The sequence below is a fragment of the Paracoccus marinaquae genome (assembly GCF_018860165.1).
GTDB lineage: Bacteria > Pseudomonadota > Alphaproteobacteria > Rhodobacterales > Rhodobacteraceae > Paracoccus > Paracoccus marinaquae.
Genome location: NZ_JAHKNG010000021.1, coordinates 19,635 through 37,827, shown reverse-complemented (window position 1 = coordinate 37,827; position 18,193 = coordinate 19,635). Strand labels below are relative to the sequence as shown.

Here is an 18,193-nt window from a genome sequence, read left to right as displayed (position 1 = left end):
GCGCCGGTGTTTTAAGACTTTAGTCGTGCCCGCGGCGGGTCGGACGGGATCAGGCCTGCGAGAACGCGCCCCCCGCATGATCCGGCGCGGCCGCGGCCCGAGGCGCATAGGGCGGCAGCGCGACACCATCCCGATAGAGAAGCGAGCGGCCTTCATGGAACAGGTGCATCGCGCCGGGATCGGCGGTCAGCCGCACGCTGCGGCCGCTGAGGCCGGGATGGATGCCGGGCAGCTTGGCGATGACCGGAACCTGCTGTCCCTGCGTCCCGAAATACAGCAGCGTCACCTCGCCCAGGGCTTCGGTCAGATCGACCTTTCCCTCGAAGAGGGCCTCGCCCTCGGTTTCGCGCATGTCTTCGGGGCGGATGCCCACATTCACGCGGATCCCCTCGTCGCCGGCGCGGGTCGGAATCGCCACATGCGCCACACCGCCGCCATCCAGCGTCACCGTGGTCAGATCGCCGGTGGCCGAGACCCTGCCCGGCAGCAGGTTCATGGCCGGCGAGCCGATGAACTGCGCCACGAATTCGGTCATCGGCCGCTCATAAAGCTCCAGCGGCGCACCGACCTGGGCGATTCCCCCGCCGGCCAGCACCACGATCCGATCCGCCAACGTCATCGCCTCGGTCTGGTCATGGGTGACATAGATCATCGTGCGATCGGGCATCGAGGCTTTCAGCTGCGCGATCTCGATCCGGGTGGCGACCCGCAGCGCGGCGTCGAGGTTCGACAGCGGCTCATCGAACAGATAGACTTGCGGATCGCGCACGATGGCCCGGCCGATGGCGACCCGCTGACGCTGGCCGCCCGACAGCGCCTTGGGCAGCCGGTCCAGATAGGGGGTCAGCTGCAGCATCTTGCCGGCACGGTCGGTGGCCTCGCGGATCTGCTCTTTCGACTGGCCGGCGATCTTCAGCGCGAAGGCCATGTTGTCGCGCACGGTCATGTGCGGGTAAAGCGCATAGGACTGGAACACCATGGCGATGCCGCGCTGGCTGGGCGGGATGTCGTTCATCCGCTGGCCACCGATATCCAGCGTCCCGCCGGTGATCCGCTCCAGCCCGGCAATCATCCGCAAGAGCGTGGATTTTCCGCAGCCCGACGGGCCGACGAAGACGATGAACTCGCCCGAAGCAATGTCGAGGTCGATGTTCCTCAGCACATCCACATCGCCATAGGACTTCGCGACATTCGTGAGTTTCAGATCGGCCATCCCGGTCTTCCTCCCTTAATCCTCGATGATCTGAACTTGCCAGGGCGCCAGCCCGCCCGCCGCACTGTCGGAAAGATTGGCGCGGATGCTCAGCGATTGCCGGTCGTCGGCGCGACGGAAGGACAGCACCGCCCCCTCGGCCCCGATCCCGGTCATGCTGCCCGAGCGCAGCGTCGGATAGTCGCGGCGCAGCCCGATCGCACGGCGGTAGTGATGCAAGAGCGACTGCGCCTCGGCGTCCTGCGCGGCCACGCTGCGCGGCAGATGCGCCTCGGGCACCGGCAGCCAGGGCTTGCCGGTCGAGAAGCCGCCGTTTTCCGAGCCGTCCCAGACCATCGGCGTGCGGCAGCCGTCGCGACCCTTGAATTCAGGCCAGAACTCGATGCCGTAGGGATCGCGCAGATCCTCGAACTGCAGGTCGGCCTCGGGCAGCCCCAGTTCCTCGCCCTGATAGAGACAGACCGAGCCGCGCATGCAGATCAGCACCGTGGCATAGGCCCTCGCGGCCTCGTCGGACAGGTTCCAGCGGCTGACATGGCGCACCACATCATGGTTCGACATCGCCCAGCAGGGCCAGGAATTCGGCGCCACCGCCTGCATGTCTGCAAAGACCTGCACGATGCGGTCGGCGCTCAGGTCATCGCCGGACAGGAAGTCGAAGACATAGGACATCTGCACCCGGCCCGGCACGCCGGTATATTCCTCCAGCAGTTCCAGCCCACGCTCGCTGTCGCCGATCTCGCCCACCACCACGGCACCGCGCGGCTTCAGCGCGGCGGCAAAGCGCTCGAGAAACGCCAGGTTCTCGGGCTGCGACTTGTCGTATCGGTGGCTCTGGTGGTTGTAGGGATTGACCGCGGGCGCGGTATCGGCCTTGCGCCGTTCGGGCGGCAGGGGCGGGTTGTCGCGCAGCCGCGCGTCGTGGAAATAGAAGTTGATCGTGTCGAGGCGAAACCCGTCCACACCCCTGTCCAGCCAGAAGCCGGCCATGTCCAGCAGCGCGTCCTGAACCTCGCGGTTGTGAAAGTTCAGATCCGGCTGCGAGGTCAGAAAGTTGTGCAGATAATACTGTTCGCGCCGCGCGTCCCACTGCCAGGCCGGGCCGCCGAAGATCGACAGCCAGTTGGTCGGCGGCGTACCGTCCGGCTTCGGATCGGCCCAGACATACCAGTCGGCCCTGGCATTGTCGCGGCTGGCGCGGCTTTCGCGGAACCACTCGTGCTGGTCCGAGGTATGCGACATGACCAGATCGATCAGCACCTTCAGGCCCAGTTCATGGGCACGCCCGATCAGCCGGTCGAAATCCTCCATCGTGCCGAACAACGGGTCGATGCCGCGATAGTCGCTGACATCATAGCCATAATCCTTCATCGGCGAGGTGAAGAAAGGAGAGATCCAGATCGCATCCACCCCCAGCGAGGCCACATGGGGCAGGCGTTGCGTGATCCCGGCCAGATCGCCGATCCCGTCGCCGGTCGTGTCCTGAAAGCTGCGCGGATAGATCTGGTAGATGACCGCGCCTCTCCACCAATCATTCATATTGTCGTTCAAGTCAGCCACCCTTCACGGAACCGGCCAGCAGGCCGCGGACCAGATATTTTTGCATTGCGAAGAAGACGATCAGCGGCACCGCGATCGAGATGAACGCCGATGTCGCGAGGATTTCCCATTCACCACCCTTCGAGCCCATCAGCTCGCGCAGCACCCCGGTCATCACCAGCTGCTCGCGGGTATTGCCCAGGAAGACGGTGGCCACCAGCAGGTCGTTCCAGACCCAGAGGAACTGGAAGATCGCGAAGCTGGCCAGCGCCGGGAAGGACAGCGGCAGGATGATGCGGCGGAAGATCTGGAACTCGGTGGCGCCATCGACACGGGCGCTTTCGATCACTTCGCGCGGCAGGCCGACCATGTAATTCCTGAGCAGATAGATCGCCAACGGCAGCCCGAATCCGGTATGCGCCAGCCAGATGCCGAGATATCCCTTGCCGATCCCCAATTCGTTATGCAGCCGCAGGAGAGGGATCAGCGCCACCTGCAGCGGCACGACCAGCAGCCCGACCACGGCGGCGGTCAGCAGCGCACGGCCGGGAAACTCCATCCAGGCCAGCGCGTAGGCGGCGAAGGCGGCGATCAGGATCGGGATCACCGTGGCCGGGATCGTCACCGTCAGCGTGTTCATGAAGGCGCGGCCCAGCCCCTCGGCCGTCAGCACCCGCTGATAGTTGCCGGTGGTGAACTTTGGCGGCACCGTGGTGGTGGTAAAGATCCGCTCGCCCCGGCGCATCTCGAACGGGGCGTCCGAGACCAGCCGATAGCTGCCATCCTCATTCACGGTCAGCTGCCATCCGTCCTCGATCTCGGTCATCTCGCCGGGGGCGAAGGCCGCGGGTTCGCGGGCACGGATGCCCCAGCCGACAAGGTCCTGTTCGCCCTCAAGCACCGTTCCCTCGATGACATAGCGCCCATCGACCTGCACCGCGTCAGCATCCGTGCCGGTGCGCACGAAGCCGGTCGCCTCGGCGGCCGAGAAGGACTGCCACCAGCCGCTGGCCGCGATCTGGTCACGATCCCGAAAGGAGGACACGAAAAGTCCCAGCGTCGGGATCGTCCATAGCAGCACCAGCAGGAAGGCTGAGATGTTCACCACCCATGTCAGGGAGGATTTCTGTCCGGCCATGCCCTCCATCAGCGACCCTCCTTGCGGGCGTTGCGAATGTTCCAGATCATGATCGGCGTGACGAGGATCATCAGCACCATGGCGATGGCCGAGCCGCGACCGTAATCGGGCGTGCCGCGGAACATCCAGTCATACATCAGATTGGCCAGCACCTGCGTCCCCCATTGCCCGTTGGTCATGACGAAGACGATATCGAAGACCTTCAGCACGACGATGGTGATGGTCGTCCAGACCACGGCGATCGTGCCCATGATCTGCGGAACCTTGATCCTGAAGAACACCTGCAGGGGCGAGGCGCCGTCGAGGATCGCCGCCTCGATCGTCTCTTCGGGGATGCCGCGCAGCGCGGCGGACAGGATGACCATGGCGAACCCGGTCTGGATCCAGACCAGCACGATCATCAGGAAGAAGTTGTTCCACGGGATCAGCGTCAGCCAGATCTGCGGATCACCGCCCAGCCTGGTGACGATCCAGTTCAGCAGCCCGATCTGGGTCTCGCCGGCTTCGCGGTATTCGTAGATGAACCGCCAGATCACGCCGGCCCCGACAAAGCTGATGGCCATCGGCATGAAGATCAGGGATTTGCCGATATTGCCCCATTTCAACCGGTCGGTCAGCTGCGCCGCGATCAGCCCGAACAGGGTCGCCAGCGCCGGCACGACCAGCAGCCACAGCATGTTGTTGAGCATGGATTCGCGGAACTTGCCGTCGCCCAGGGCCCAGATGTAGTTGCCGGGGCCGACGAAGCGGCTGCCATCGGAGTTGTGCAGCGACCGCCACAGGCTGTCGAAGACGGGATAGACGAGATACAGCCCCAAAAACAGGATCGCCGGTCCCAGGAACAGCCACGGCCGGATCATGCTTGCCTTGCGGATATTGTCGCCCGCACGGGGTCCACGCGGCGGATAAACCGCATCGAGGACCATGTTCGATCCCCAGAACCAGGCCACACAGCCAAAGACGCCAATGGCGATCGTGCTGACGGCCAGCCAGAACAGTTCCATCTCTCCTCCCCCTGTCTTGCGGGGCGCGGCGGCGGATCAGCCCTGCCGCCGCGCCGGTTGCCGGTTCAGGTCAAGATCTCAGTTCAGCGTCGCCCAGGTCTGCTGGATCGCATCCGCCACTTCCTGAGCCGACTTGCCGCCGACGAAATCGACCATGCCGGTCCAGAAGGCCCCCGCGCCGATCGCGCCCGGCATCAGATCCGAACCATCGAAACGGAAGGTGGTCGCATTGGTGAGGATCTCGCCCATCTTCGCCAGGGTGGGATCGCCATAGGCCTCGGCATTGACGCCGGTATAGGCGGTCAGGAAGCCGGTCTGCGTCATCCAGATTTCATGCGCGGCCGGAACCTTCAGGAACTCGATGAAGGCCCTTGCGCCCGGGTTGTCAGACAGCACCGCGAACAATGTGCCGCTGCCCATGACCGGCTGGCCCTTGCTGCCATCGGCCGGCGCGGGGAAGTAGAAGAAATCCGCGTCCTCGCCCATCACCACGCCGTCCGGGAAGAACGAGGGGATGAAGCTGGCCTGACGATGCATGTAGCAGGCCGGCGGGCTGTCAAAGAGACCCTTGGGACTGTCGCGGAAGTCGGTGGCGGACACCGCACCCGGGCCTCCGGCGGCGAAATCGGGATTCTTCGCATACCAGCCGAATTCCTCGATCGCGGCAACGATCTTTGGATCGTTGAAGGGCAGGTCGTTGGTGGCCCAGGCGTCGTAATCCTCGGGGCTGTGCAGGCGCAGCACCAGATCCTCGACCCAGTCGGTCGCGGGCCAGCCGGTCGCGCCGCCCGAGCCCAGTCCGATGCACCAGGGCGTTTCGCCATCGGCCGCGATCTGTTCGGTCAGCGCCTTCAGATCCTCATAGGTCTCGGGCACCTCATAGCCCGCGTCCTCGAAATTCTCGGGCACATACCAGACCAGCGATTTCAGATCGGCCTTGTAGGGAAAGGCGAAAAGCTGCGTCTGCCCGTCGGCGCCGGCATAGCTTGACAGCGCCGCCCAGCTTTCGCCGGCGGCATAATTCTCGGCCAGCCAGGCGGCGGTTTCTTCGCCCAGCGGTTTCAGATGGCCCTTCCGCGCCAGATCCGCTGCCAGCCCCGGCTGCGGGAAGATCGCGACATCGGGAGGGGATCCGGCCTCGCTGTCGATGACGATCTGCTGCTCGAAACTGTCCGAGCCGGAATAGTTGACCGTCGCGCCCGTCGCCTCTTCGAAATAGGCGATGACCGAGGTGAACAGTTCCTGGTCGGGGCCAAGCCAGGGACCCAGGACGGTGAATTCCTGTCCCGCCAGATCGCCATGCGCCGCCTTGAAATCCTCGAGACTCTGCCAGTTGATCCGGTCATCGCTGCCCGGCTCGATCACCAGTTCCGCCTGCGCCGAACCCGCCAGCAGGGCCGCAGCGGCGGCGGTCGCCAACATCGCTTGTTTCAAGTCTTCCTCCCTCTTTGCGCCAGAATCACCGTGGAGACTGGCCGTTAACGCTAACAATGCCGTAGTGGCGTTTTTTTGTCAAACGCTTATCATTCCCATTCCAGTTCCTTGTAGGCTGCGGTCGCGTTGCGGGCTGCCGATTCGGGAAAGGCGTTCCAATATTCAGCCATTTTTTCCAGCCTGTTAACGATCTGTGACACGGCACTCGACATGGGGATGCCGTCCCGAATTTGTGCCCGCGTTTCTTCCTCAAGCGCTTTCAAAAACGCCTGTTGCGGCGTGACCGCCTGCGCCCAGTTCGCCGCCACCGGGCCATGTCCGGGCACAACCAGACGCGGCATCGGATCCGGCGGCACATCTCCCCATTGCAGCCATCCCGAAAGCGATCCGTCAAGGATCGGCGTCAGATCGCGAAACAGCAGGTCTCCCGCGAACAGCGTTCCGGTCTCGTGATCGAACACGGTCAGGTCATTGTCGGTATGGGCCACCGGCGCGGCGGCAAGGGTCAGCCGCCGCCGCCCCAGATCGATCTCCAGCCGATCCTCGACCGTCGTCTCGGCCAGAACCGTTTCCGTGCCAAGGACCGTCGCGGGCGGATAGAGACGGGCAATATTGTCGAGATAGGTCTGCGCCCGCAGCTCCAACGCCTGCGGCAGCGCGGCATGGCCCAGGATCTGCGCGCCGGCCTCGCGGAACACCGACGCGCCGAAGACGTGATCGGGATGCATATGCGTCAGGATCAGGTGGCTGACGGGCAGATCGGTCAAGCCCCGGATCGCCGCATAGAACTCCTGTCCCTGAGCGCGCGACACGCCACTGTCGATGACCGCAACCGATCTCTCGCCGATCACCACGGCCAGATTGGCGATCCGGCCATCGCCCGTATCCTCCATCTGCACCGGGCTTCCCTCGTAGACGAAAACCCCCGGTGCGATCTGCTGCAGGGGCAGCGACGGCAGGTCGGAAACCGGCAGGCAGGTTGATGCCCCACCAGTCAGCGTCGGGCGCTCGGCCAGCCAGGCCTGGCTGATTCGCGCCGCCGTGGCTTTGCACGCATCAAGGCTGGCGGCTTCTCCGGCGGGCAGCAGGATCGGCGCGCAGACCGCGGAAGAGACGGCAAGACAGGCGGTCAAGATCAGTTGGAACATTGCCGAGCATTCCCGGTAAAGGACTGATGCGGCCCGTATATTCGGACCTGCGACCTTAGTATTGTTGACCCATCCTGCCCCTCATCTATCATGAAATCCAGCCGCAAACTGGCGGCAACGCTTTTTGGAGGAGAAGCACATGGCATGGACCAAACCGACCCTGAAGGAAATCGCCTGCGGCATGGAAATCAACATGTATGCCCCGGCCGAGGACGAGCCCGTCCTGTTCTGACCCTTCGGGAAACGGACTTTAGACGGCCCTGTCTGATCCCCTCGGACAGGGTCGTTTGGTTTGACACGCAATGCACATCATCATCCTAGGCGCCGCGGCAGGGGGCGGCCTGCCTCAGTGGAATTGCGGCTGCGACAATTGTGACGCCGCCCGCGCGGGCCGGATTCCGTCGCTGACGCAGAGTTCCGTCGCGGTCAGTGCCGATGGCCGGGCGTGGGCGATCCTGAACGCCTCGCCCGATATCCGCGCGCAGCTGGCCGCGACCCGCGCGCTGCATCCGACCGGGCTGCGGCAGATGCCGCTTCATTCGGTGCTGCTGACCAATGGCGATATCGACCATGTCGCCGGGCTGCTGACCCTGCGCGAAAGCCAGCCCTTCGCGCTGTTCGCCACCGGGGCCATCCATGACGCGCTGGCCGCCAACCCGATGCTGGCGGCGCTGCAGGCCGATCTGGTGCCGCGCCAGACGGTGACGCTGGACGAGACCATCGACCTTGCCCCCGGCCTCAGCGCCACCCTGTTCGCCGTGCCGGGCAAGGTGCCGCTCTATCAGGAGGGCGAGGTGGTCGAGACCGGCCTTGTCGGCGAAACCACCGTTGGCGTGGAACTGCGCGCCGGGGGTCGCCGCGCGCTCTATATCCCCGGCTGCGCCGCGATGCCGGGCTGGCTCGGGGACCGCATCGCCGGCGCCGATGCGCTGCTGTTCGACGGCACCCTGTGGGAGGATGACGAGATGATCCGCATAGGCCTTGGCCGGAAGACCGGCCGCCGCATGGGCCACATGCCGGTGACCGAAACCATCGAGGCGCTGGCCGACCTGCCCATCGGCCGCCGCGTCTTCGTCCATATGAACAACTCGAACCCGCTGACCGACCCGGCCAGCCCGCAGGCCGCCGAGGCGGCGGCGCGGGGCTGGCAGATCGGCCGCGACGGCATGGAGATCACGCTGTGAAGGACATCCAGGACCAGGCGCAATCGCGCGAGGATTTCGAGGCCCGCCTGCGCGCCATCGGGGCCGAGCGCTACCACGACCGCCACCCTTTCCACGCGCGCCTGCACGGCGGCGGCTGCACCCCCGACGAGGTACGCGCCTGGGTCATCAATCGCTGGATGTACCAGTCGCGCATCCCGATGAAGGACGCGGCCTTCATGTCCCGGGTCGAGGATCCCGACCTGCGCCGCGCCTGGCGCAAGCGGATCGAGGATCACGATGGCGGGATCGCCGAGGGTGGCGGCATCCGCCGCTGGCTGGCGCTGGCCCGCGCGGTCGGGCTGGATCCCGATTACGTCGCCGGCGGCAAGGGCATCATGCCGGCCACGCGCTTTGCCGTGGATGCCTATGTCCGGTTCGTCCGCGACATGCCGCTGCTGGATGCGGTGGCCGCCAGCCTGACCGAACTGTTCGCGCCCAAAATTCATGCACAGCGGATCGAGGGGCTGCTGGCGCATTACGATTTCGCCGATGACACCAGCCTCGCCTATTTCCGCAAGCGGCTGACCGAGGCGCCCGGGGACGTGAAATTCGGCCTCGACTATGTGCTGACCCATGCCGACACCAGGGAGAAGCAGGATGCCGCGGCGGCGGCTCTGGTCTTCAAGACCGATGTGCTGTGGGCGCAGCTGGATGCGCTGTGGCACGGCTATGTCGAGGGCAACATCCCCCCCGGCGCGTGGCGGCCCGGCGAGGGGATGGCGACATGAACGCGCCCGCACGCCCCGCCCCCCTGATCGCGGCCGGGGACATTCCCTTTCTGCCGCGCGGCGTGCGGCTGGAAGATGACCGGGTGCGCGGCATCCGCGTGCTGCAGGCGCCCGAGCGCGCCATGCAACTGGACGCCATCGGCGACGCCATCCTGTCGGAACTGGACGGCCATCGCAGCATGGCCGCCATCGCCCGCGATCTGGCCGCGCGCTACAACGCCCCCGAACAGCGGATCGCCGGCGACATGCGCGACTTCCTGACCGGGCTGATCGAACGTCGCATGGTGTTCCTCAGGGACCGGCCATGAAGGACCTGCCCGCCGAAGCCCGCGACCTCGACGGCCATCCGGTCACCCCGGGCCTGCCGATGGCGATGCTGGCCGAGGTGACGCATCGCTGCCCGCTGGCCTGCCCCTATTGCTCGAACCCGGTCGAGCTGACCCGCGCCGCGGCCGAGATGCCGCCTGAGGACTGGGCCCGCATCTTCCGCGAGGCGGCGGCGCTTGGGGTGCTGCAGGTCCATGTCTCGGGCGGCGAGCCCGGCGCGCGGCGCGATCTGGCGCAGATCGTGGCCTCGGCGCGCGCGGCGGGGCTTTACGTCAACCTGATCACCTCGGGCATCGGCATCACCCGCGCCCGGCTTGAGGAACTGGACCAGGCCGGGGTCGATCACGTGCAACTGTCGCTGCAGGGCATCCGCCCCGACATGGCCGACCGGATCAGCGGTCACCCCGGATCATGGGGCAAGAAGATGGCCTTTGCCGGCTGGGTGGCCGAAATCGGCTTTCCGCTGACCATCAACGCCGTGGTTCACCGCCAGAACATGGAGCGGCTGCCGGACATGATCGACCTGGCCGAAACCCTGGGCGCAAGGCGGATCGAGGTGGCGACGGTGCAGTTCCACGGCTGGGCCGACCTGAACCGAGCGGCGCTGATGCCCACGCGCGAACAGGCCGGTTTTGCGCGTCGCGTGGTCAACGACGCTCGCATCCGGCTGCGCGGCCGGATGGTGATCGACTATGTGCCCGCCGATCATCACGCCATCCACCCCAAGGCCTGCATGGGCGGCTGGGGCTCGACCGGGCTGAATGTCGCGCCCGACGGGACGGTGCTGCCCTGCCACGCCGCCGCCTCGATCCCGTGGATGCGCTTCGAGAACGCCCGCGAGCGAAGCCTTGGCGATATCTGGCGCCTGTCGAACAGCTTCAACGCCTTCCGCGGCACCGCATGGATGCCCGAGCCGTGCCGCTCTTGTGAGCGGAAAACCGTGGATTTCGGCGGCTGCCGGTGCCAAGCTATGGCATTGGCGGGCGATGCGCGGGCCACCGATCCGGTCTGTTCGCGATCGCCGCTGCATGCGCAGGTGGTGGCACGGGCCGAGGAGGATGCGGCCGCCGTCGAGACCGGGTTCACTTATCGGCGCATGAAGAAGGGAGGATGAGTGATGAAGGCATGGCTTGTCGCCGCCCTTGCGCTGGCCTCGCCCGCCTGGGCGCAGGAGAACCCGCTGCAACCCTCGGAGACGTGGAACGATCTGCGCGAAACGGTGATCGGGCTGACCGCCGAGCCACCGGTCAACGCGGATGTTCTGGATCTGGGCGCACCGATCCGCGCCAATGACGCGGCCATCGTGCCGATCCGGCTGACCCAGGCACCCGATGCACCGGAACTGATCGGCCTGACCCTGGTGATCGATGAGAACCCGGCCCCGGTCGCGGCCGAATACGCCTTCGGGGCCGCGCTCATGCCGCTGGATTTCGAGATCCGCGTGCGCGTCGATGCCTATTCCGGCGTCCGCGCCATCGGGACCCAGGCGGATGGCGGCAGGATCATGGCCGGCCGTTTTGTCAAGGCCTCGGGCGGCTGCTCGGCCCCGGCGGGCAAGGACATGGCCGCGGTCGAGGCAAGCATGGGCGAGATGCGCTGGAAAAGCGCCGAACGGGACGGCCGCACGATCGGCACCCTGATGATCCGGCATCCGATGTTCTCGGGCCTGCAGCGCGATCAGGTGACGCTGCTGAACATTCCGGCGAATTTCATCGACACGCTGGAGGTGCGGCAGGGCGATCAGCTGCTGTTCTCGATGAAGGCGGGCATCTCGGTCAGCGAGGATCCGGTGTTTCGCTTCGCATACAAGCCGAACGGCCAGCCGATCAGCGTCCATGCCGAGGATCTGGACGGCCGTGTCTGGGACAACACCTTCGACGTGGCTGGATAGGTTCGGGCAAACGAAGCGGTTGCGCGGGGCAGACAGGGGCGGCATGTTGGGCCGCCTGACCGACCAGCCGAGGTATCGATGATCCGCGCCCATATGGCGACCTTTCCGCCGCGCGCCGGTATCCTGATGCAGACGGTCGCGACCATCCTGCCGCAGGTGGACCGCCTTTGCATCTGCCTCAACCAGTATGCCCGCATCCCCGACGCATTGCGCGACGATCCCCGGATCGAGGCGATGATCCCCGCCGACGATCTTCTGGACGCGGGAAAATTCGCCTTCACACCCGGTGACGACGACATGGTCTTCACCATCGACGACGACATTCTTTATCCGTCGGACTATGTCGCCCACACCCTGCAGGCCTTCGACGACCTCGATCCGGCCCGGGACGTCGCCGGCTATCTGGGTCATGCCTGGGTGATGAAACCGAAGAAGGGACGACCCGGCTGGCGCAACTACATGATCCAGAAGCGGGTTCCGCAGATCTTCAAGGTCGATGTTCTAGGCACCGGCACCGCCTGCCAGCTTGGCCGCAACCTGCCGCGGCTAAAGGATATCTCGACCGCGGCAGGCTTCGTCGATCTGCGCCATGCAAGGCTGCACGGCCGGGCCGGCCGCAGCCTCTGGGTTCTGCCGCGCGGGGACGACTATCTGCGTCCCAACCTTCCCGACGAACTGGCCGGAACCTCGCTGTTCGAGACGGTCAATCGCCAGCTTCGCCCGGACATGATGCGCGAACAGAAACTGCTGATGCAGGAACGCTCGCCTCACTCGGGCCTGAAACTGGATCTCGTGCGCAAACGCGAGGGCGGTTAGCCCCCAATCACCGCCGGATCCCCGCCCAAGACAAGCGGTGTGGCTGCAAGGCGCGCGGGCTCGCTGTCGTCGTGGGTGACCAGGATCAGCCCGGCCCCGCTGCGCTCCAGAAGCCCGGCCGTCAGCCCGATCATCCGCGCCGCCGTTTCGGGATCGAGGCTGGCAAAGGGTTCGTCCATCAGCAGGATGTCGGGGCCGGCGGCAAAGGCGCGGGCCAGCGCCAGACGGCGCTGCTGGCCCAGCGACAACTGGCGCGGATAATGCGCCTCGCGCCCCGCCAGCCCGACCTGCGCCATCAGGTCGCGCGCCGTGGCGGCATCGCAGCCGGCAGCGATGATGATATTCTCCAGCGCCCGCCGCCATGGCAGCAATGTCGGTTCCTGAAAGACAATGGCCAGCCGGTCGGAGCCCTCGACGCGGCCATCGAAATCGCGATCGAGCCCGGCGATGATCCGCAGCAACGTCGATTTGCCGATGCCCGAGGGTCCCAGCAGGGCCACGCGCTGGCCACGCGCGACCTGCAAGCGGATCGGCCCCAGCACCGCCCGGCCGCCGAAGGATTTGGCGCGCAGGTCAATCTTCATCGCGCCTCCAGCGGTTCGCCCGCGCCTCCCACGGGCGCAAGAGGAACAGATCGATCGACAGCATCACCGCCACGAAGGACAAGGCCCAGGCCAGAACGCCGGTCACGTCAAAGCTGGAAAACAGCAGGTGGATCTTGAACCCCACCCCGTTCGAGCGGCCGAGAAATTCCACCACCAGCACGATCTTCCAGATCAGCGAGATACCGGCCCGCGCGGCGGCGGCGATATGGGGCGCAAGCTGCGGCAGCACGACATGGCGCAGCCGCGCCAGCGACGACATGCGAAAGGCCGTCGCCAGATCGTCCAGATCCGGCCGCAGGGCGCGGGTGCCCTCGCGCAGCATCACCGTCACCACCGGGATCTTGTTCAGGGCGACGGCGGTGATCGCCGCAACCTCGTTCAACCCGATCCAGATATAGGCCAGGACGATGATGACCAGTGCCGGAATGTTCAACGCGATCACCAGCATCGGGTTCAGCCAGTGATCGGCGGTTCGCGACCGGCCCATCCACAGCCCCAGCGCCAGTCCGACCGCCATGGCCAGAACAAAGCTGGCCAGCACCCGAAACAGGGTCATGCCGGCATGGAACCACAACTCTCCGGCTGCGGCGAGTTGCCAGATCCTTGCCGCCACGGCATCGGGTCCCGGCATGGTGCGCGGATTGTCGGATATCCGCGCAATCACGATCCACAGGACCAGCATCGCCCCAAGCGACAAAAGCCCCGGCACCGTGCCGGGGCTTTGCCATGGATATCTTCGCGCCCTACTCACCCGACCAGAACAGCCCCTCGGGCAGCTCGGTCAGGTCGCCCGTCAGATCGTCGCCGCCCAGTTCCGCCATGACCGCGAACATCTTCTGCGCATTGTCCCGATCGACCGGACCAGCGGGCGGAATGCCCGCGCGCCAACCGTCGCGCAACGCCTCGAATTCGGCGTCGTTGGCCGCGTTCATGATCGGCCGGATCGCCTCCCATGCGGCATCGTCAGACGCCAGCAACGCCTTGGCCTGGCGCGAGGCCTGCGCCAGCCCCGCCGCCAGTTCGGGATGATCCGCGACCCATTCGTCACGCAGCACATAGCCCAGAAGCGGCGTCGAAGGGTCGAGGCCCAGATCCGAGGCCGCCTGCGCGACGCTGATCACCTCGCGCATCCCGCCGGCCTTCATCTTGGCCAGGAAGTGCCAGAAATTGATCGCACCCGCGATCTCGCCGGTCTCTGCCGCATTCTGGATCACCGGCGGGGCGCCGAAGACCTGCTGCGTCACATCGGCCAGATCCGCGCCGTTCTCCTGCCGGTTCCAGGCCCGCAGGATCAGCCAGCTCTTGTCCACCGGCCCGCCGGCGATACCGATCTTCTGACCCTCCAGATCGCCAAGGCCCTGAACCGCGCTGTCGGCGGGCACGACGAGACCGCCCACCGCCGTGGAATAGGGCAGGAAGGTGAAGCCGGCGCCGCCCGCCCGCTGCTGGGCGACCCAGAGCCAGTCCGAGACGATGCTGTCCACCTCGCCGCCCTGCATGGCGATCTGGGTGGCCGGGTTGCCGGCCAGCGGCATCATCTCCAGCCGAAAGCCGTTCTCACGGTCGAAACCGTGGTCGAGGATCGTCTGCAGCTCCCAGTTGACGGTGCCGTTCTCCAGCGTGCCGATGGTGATCGTGGCCTCCTGCGCCTGCGCCGGCGACACCGCCAGCAGCGCAACCGTCCAGCAGGCGGCCAGCCGCACCGCCAGCCCCGCGCGGGTCATGCCCATGCCAGTTCCTCCCAAAGATGCGTCAGCGTGGCACGGCGTTTCCCCGCTCACAAGTGCGCGGCCCTCAGACCTTGGTCGCGTATCCGGGCTTGCTTTGCGGGCGCCGACCTCTACAATCGTTACAAGAATATGCGGCTGGTGGGGGCGAGCCGCATCAATGCTTTAGGGAGGAGCCACCATGACCGCCGCAGCCATGCAGGCGCGACCGTCGACTACGCCACGTCCGAACGCCGATCAGGTACGGGAAATCCTGATCGTGGACGATCATCCGCTGATGTGTGACGCACTGGCACTGACGCTGAAGATCAGCTTCGGGCTGAAGAACGTGCGCACCGCGCGCAGCCTCGCCGCCGCGGTCGAGCAGATCAAGGCGCAGGGGGCACCCGATGCCGTGATCCTGGACCTGAACCTGCCCGACGCGCGCGGCTCGGAGGGGATCGTGGCGCTGCGCCGGCAATTGCCCGACGTGCCGATCACGATGATCTCGGCCGATCTGGAAAGCGCGATGATCTCGGCCGCGATGGCTGCGGGTGCGCAGGGCTATATCAGCAAGTCGCTGAGCCGCGAGGCGCTGGTCGACAGCCTGCGCCGCATGTGGGACGGCGAGCATGTCACGCCCGAAGGATACGAGCCCGACAAAGCCGGCGCCGAGGACGAGGCCAAGGCCGAGCTTGCCCGCCGCTTTGCCACGCTGACTCCCCAGCAGATGCGCATTCTGCGCCTGATCTGCCAGGGCAAGGCGAACAAGGAAATCAGCTACGAGCTGTCGATCGCAGAGGCCACGGTCAAGACCCACATCACCGCGATCATGTCCAAGATCAACGCCCGGCGCCGCACCCAGGCGGTGCTGCTGGCGAATTCCGTCCGGCTGTTCGAGGCCGGTTGATGAATACCGGCCCGGCTGCGAAGGAGGGCGCCGTCGGGCCGGTGGCCGTGCAGGCCGACCGCGGCGGAGCCGAAACGCTTCCGACCCTGCTGGCCGGCCTGCGCGCCGTCAATCCCGCCCTGGTCCTGTTGTTCGCCGAGGACGGCGACGAACTGGCCGCGCTTGACGCCGGGCTGCGCGGCGAATTGCCGCGGGACTGCATCATCGCCGGCTGTTCCTCGGCCGGCGAGATCGGACCCTGCGGCTATACCTCGGGCAGCGTGGTGGCGATCGGCTTTCCCGCTGCCAGCTTCCGCGCCCGGGCGCTGGTGCTGGACCATCTCTCAACGCTGCCGGTTTCGGGCTGGATGGCCTCGCTGCGGCAGGCTCAGCAGGATTTCGGGGCCGGACCCGGCCGCTCACTGTTCGGCCTGCTGCTGGTCGACGGCATCGCCGGACAGGAAGACACGCTGGTTGCCACCATCGACGCGGCGCTGCCCTCGGTGCCCACGCTTGGCGGCACGGCAGGCGACGGGCTGGACTTCCGCCAGACCTCGCTGCTGTTCGAGGGCGAAATCATCTCGGGCGCGGCCGTCTTCCTGCTGGTCGAGACCGATCTGGCGGTCAGCGAGGTCAGTTTCGCCCATTTCAGCCCGACCGAGACCCGCGCCGTCGTCACCGCCGCCCTTCCCGAAAAGCGCCGGATCCTGGAGCTGAACGCCGAACCCGCGGCCGAGGAATATGCCCGGATCATCGGCATCCCCCGCGACCGGCTGACCCCGACCGACTTTGCCCAGCATCCGCTGTTGCTGCGGATGGGCAAGCGCCATCATGTCCGCGCGATCAGCGCCATGACCGAGGATGGCGGGCTGTCGCTGATGTCGGCCATCGACACCGGCACGGTGCTGACGCTGGGACGGGCCGATGACCTGACCCGCGGTTTTGCCGAGGCGCTGGAATCCCTGCCGCGCCCGCCCCTGATGGTGCTGGGGTTCGACTGCATCCTGCGCCGCCTGGCGCTGGAGCGCGAGGGGCTGACCCATGCCATGTCGGACCTGTTCCAGCGCTATCGGGTGGCGGGGTTCAACACCTATGGCGAACAGCATGCAGGCATGCATGTGAACCAGACCTTCGTGGGCCTGGCCTTCATGCCGCCTGCCGATGGCACCCTGACGGGACATGCCGATGTTGCGTGACGACGACCCGCCCGCCCGGCAGGTCGAGAAACTGCAACGCATCAACCAGGTCCTGATCGAGCGCATCGACCGGCTTGAGGAATCGCGCGGCTCGGCCTGGTCGATGTTTCAGGCCGCGGTCGCGCTGGAACAGGAGGTCCTGACCCGCACCCGGCAGCTTGAGAAGGCGATGGCCGATCTGTCGCAGCGCAACCGCGAACTGGCGGTGGCGCGGTCGTCGGCGGAAGAGGCCAACCGCTCGAAGACCCGGTTCCTGCGCGCCGCCAGCCACGACCTGCTGCAGCCGCTGTCGGCGGCGCGGCTGTTTCTGGCGGCACTGACCGACACGCCGATGGACGCGCAGCAGCAGGAACTGACCGAACGCCTGTCGGGCGCCTTTGAATCGGTCGAACAGCTCATGCATGCGGTGCTGGACATCTCGCGGCTGGACAGCCAGCGGATCGAGTTCCATCGCCAGCCGGTTCCGCTGGGCGACCTGTTCCGGCGGCTGGCCACGGAATTTGCGCCGCTGGCCGAGGCCAAGGGGCTGCGCCTGTCCTTCGTGCCGACGGATGCGGTGGTCGAAAGCGATCCGGTCTTTCTGCGCCGCATTGCGCAGAACCTGGTGTCGAACGCGATCAAGTATACCAATCGCGGCGGGGTGGTGGTCGGCGTGCGCCGCCGGGACACGACCGGCTGGCTAAGCGTCTACGACACCGGCCTCGGCATTCCGGCGGTCGATCGCAACCGGGTCTTCGACGAGTTCCAGCGGCTCGGCAATGGCAGCGACGCCCCCGGGATGGGGCTGGGCCTGTCCATCGTGCGCCGCGCCTGTGTCAAGCTGGGCCATCCGCTGCGACTCGAGTCCGAGGCGATGCGCGGCACCCTATTCCGGGTCGGGCTGCCGCTGATCGATGCGGGCGACGCGCCCGGCAAGGCCCGGCAGGAGGTCGCGACCGCCACGCTGCGGGGCCGGATGGCACTGGTCATCGAAAACGACCGGGCCATGCGGCGCGGCTACGAGATGATCCTGACCGACCGGCTGGGCATGATGGCGCGGGTCACCGGCGACATCGCCGAGGCGATCAGGGCTTTGCAGGCCAGCACGCCCGATATCATCATCGCCGACTATCACCTCGGGAACGGCGAGACCGGAATCGCCGCCATCAAGGCGCTGCGCGCGGCCGCAGGCCAGCAGCTTCCCGCGGTCATGGTGACCGCCCATCGCGACCCCGAGATCGCCCGCGCCTGCACCGAAATGGGTGTGCTTCTGATGGAAAAACCCGTCAGGCCAACCGAACTGGGCGAGGTTCTGGGCCGCATCCTCGACTGAGCCTGCGACCTAGGGATGATCTGCCGCCCGACGGGGCTTGCC

General features: G+C 66.4%; 19 protein-coding genes. 10 read left to right on the top strand and 9 right to left on the bottom strand.

The window, feature by feature from the left end; genetic code table 11:
• Positions 1–49: 49 nt before the first annotated feature.
• The 6 genes from KNW02_RS12540 to KNW02_RS12515 form a co-directional block, all read right to left on the bottom strand.
• Positions 50–1,213: an ABC transporter ATP-binding protein gene (locus KNW02_RS12540; protein ID WP_216033616.1), complete on the bottom strand. Its 1,164-nt coding sequence runs from the start codon at positions 1,211–1,213 to the stop codon at positions 50–52.
• Positions 1,214–1,228: 15 nt separating this feature from the next.
• The gene (locus KNW02_RS12535) at positions 1,229–2,752 is read right to left on the bottom strand and encodes an alpha-amylase family glycosyl hydrolase (RefSeq protein WP_216033640.1); all 1,524 of its coding nucleotides are present in this window, start codon (positions 2,750–2,752) and stop codon (positions 1,229–1,231) included.
• Between the two features lie 13 nt (positions 2,753–2,765).
• The gene (locus KNW02_RS12530) at positions 2,766–3,899 is read right to left on the bottom strand and encodes a carbohydrate ABC transporter permease (protein WP_216033615.1); all 1,134 of its coding nucleotides are present in this window, start codon (positions 3,897–3,899) and stop codon (positions 2,766–2,768) included.
• Positions 3,899–4,894 carry a carbohydrate ABC transporter permease gene (locus KNW02_RS12525; RefSeq protein WP_216033614.1) on the bottom strand — a complete coding sequence of 332 codons (996 nt, stop codon included), beginning with the start codon at positions 4,892–4,894 and terminating at the stop codon, positions 3,899–3,901. Before KNW02_RS12525 ends, KNW02_RS12530 begins: the two co-directional genes overlap by 1 nt.
• A gap of 78 nt (positions 4,895–4,972) precedes the next feature.
• Positions 4,973–6,328 (bottom strand): ABC transporter substrate-binding protein, encoded by a 1,356-nt coding sequence (locus KNW02_RS12520; protein WP_252733801.1) that lies wholly within the window; start codon positions 6,326–6,328, stop codon positions 4,973–4,975.
• 89 nt (positions 6,329–6,417) lie between these two features.
• Positions 6,418–7,476 (bottom strand): quinoprotein relay system zinc metallohydrolase 2, encoded by a 1,059-nt coding sequence (locus tag KNW02_RS12515; protein ID WP_216033613.1) that lies wholly within the window; start codon positions 7,474–7,476, stop codon positions 6,418–6,420.
• 139 nt (positions 7,477–7,615) lie between these two features.
• Between KNW02_RS12515 and pqqA the strand changes: the two genes are divergently transcribed.
• The 7 genes from pqqA (at position 7,616) to KNW02_RS12480 (ending at position 12,443) form a co-directional block, all read left to right on the top strand.
• A complete protein-coding gene (gene pqqA / locus KNW02_RS12510; RefSeq protein WP_076522366.1) occupies positions 7,616–7,708 on the top strand; it encodes a pyrroloquinoline quinone precursor peptide PqqA in 93 nt (30 codons plus the stop codon).
• 70 nt (positions 7,709–7,778) lie between these two features.
• Positions 7,779–8,660: a pyrroloquinoline quinone biosynthesis protein PqqB gene (gene pqqB, locus KNW02_RS12505; protein WP_216033612.1), complete on the top strand. Its 882-nt coding sequence runs from the start codon at positions 7,779–7,781 to the stop codon at positions 8,658–8,660.
• Positions 8,657–9,409, top strand: a complete 753-nt coding sequence (gene pqqC / locus KNW02_RS12500; protein WP_348524725.1) for a pyrroloquinoline-quinone synthase PqqC — start codon at positions 8,657–8,659, stop codon at positions 9,407–9,409. The genes pqqB and pqqC overlap by 4 nt, the downstream gene beginning before the upstream one ends.
• Complete coding sequence (pqqD, locus tag KNW02_RS12495) at positions 9,406–9,717, top strand: pyrroloquinoline quinone biosynthesis peptide chaperone PqqD (protein ID WP_216033611.1); 312 nt, start codon at positions 9,406–9,408, stop codon at positions 9,715–9,717. Before pqqC ends, pqqD begins: the two co-directional genes overlap by 4 nt.
• Positions 9,714–10,850 carry a pyrroloquinoline quinone biosynthesis protein PqqE gene (pqqE, locus tag KNW02_RS12490; protein WP_216033610.1) on the top strand — a complete coding sequence of 379 codons (1,137 nt, stop codon included), beginning with the start codon at positions 9,714–9,716 and terminating at the stop codon, positions 10,848–10,850. The genes pqqD and pqqE overlap by 4 nt, the downstream gene beginning before the upstream one ends.
• A gap of 3 nt (positions 10,851–10,853) precedes the next feature.
• A complete protein-coding gene (locus KNW02_RS12485; protein WP_216033609.1) occupies positions 10,854–11,627 on the top strand; it encodes a quinoprotein dehydrogenase-associated SoxYZ-like carrier in 774 nt (257 codons plus the stop codon).
• Positions 11,628–11,705: 78 nt separating this feature from the next.
• Complete coding sequence (locus tag KNW02_RS12480) at positions 11,706–12,443, top strand: hypothetical protein (RefSeq protein ID WP_216033608.1); 738 nt, start codon at positions 11,706–11,708, stop codon at positions 12,441–12,443.
• Here KNW02_RS12480 and KNW02_RS12475 read toward each other — a convergent pair.
• The 3 genes from KNW02_RS12475 to KNW02_RS12465 form a co-directional block, all read right to left on the bottom strand.
• Positions 12,440–13,027, bottom strand: coding sequence for an ATP-binding cassette domain-containing protein (locus tag KNW02_RS12475; RefSeq protein ID WP_216033607.1), 588 nt, complete (start codon positions 13,025–13,027; stop codon positions 12,440–12,442). The genes KNW02_RS12480 and KNW02_RS12475 overlap by 4 nt on opposite strands.
• Positions 13,017–13,730 (bottom strand): ABC transporter permease, encoded by a 714-nt coding sequence (locus tag KNW02_RS12470; protein ID WP_216033637.1) that lies wholly within the window; start codon positions 13,728–13,730, stop codon positions 13,017–13,019. The genes KNW02_RS12475 and KNW02_RS12470 overlap by 11 nt, the downstream gene beginning before the upstream one ends.
• A gap of 61 nt (positions 13,731–13,791) precedes the next feature.
• On the bottom strand, positions 13,792–14,778 hold the full coding sequence (locus KNW02_RS12465) for an ABC transporter substrate-binding protein (protein ID WP_431356756.1): 987 nt from the start codon (positions 14,776–14,778) through the stop codon (positions 13,792–13,794).
• A gap of 178 nt (positions 14,779–14,956) precedes the next feature.
• On the opposite strand from KNW02_RS12465, the gene KNW02_RS12460 reads away from it, so the two are divergent.
• Genes KNW02_RS12460 through KNW02_RS12450 form a run of 3 tightly spaced genes read left to right on the top strand, consistent with a single transcriptional unit; the run spans position 14,957 to position 18,151 of the window.
• Positions 14,957–15,664 (top strand): response regulator, encoded by a 708-nt coding sequence (locus KNW02_RS12460; protein ID WP_216033606.1) that lies wholly within the window; start codon positions 14,957–14,959, stop codon positions 15,662–15,664.
• Positions 15,664–16,839 (top strand): FIST N-terminal domain-containing protein, encoded by a 1,176-nt coding sequence (locus KNW02_RS12455; protein ID WP_216033605.1) that lies wholly within the window; start codon positions 15,664–15,666, stop codon positions 16,837–16,839. The genes KNW02_RS12460 and KNW02_RS12455 overlap by 1 nt, the downstream gene beginning before the upstream one ends.
• Positions 16,829–18,151: an ATP-binding response regulator gene (locus KNW02_RS12450; protein WP_216033604.1), complete on the top strand. Its 1,323-nt coding sequence runs from the start codon at positions 16,829–16,831 to the stop codon at positions 18,149–18,151. The genes KNW02_RS12455 and KNW02_RS12450 overlap by 11 nt, the downstream gene beginning before the upstream one ends.
• The last annotated feature ends 42 nt before the right edge of the window (positions 18,152–18,193 follow it).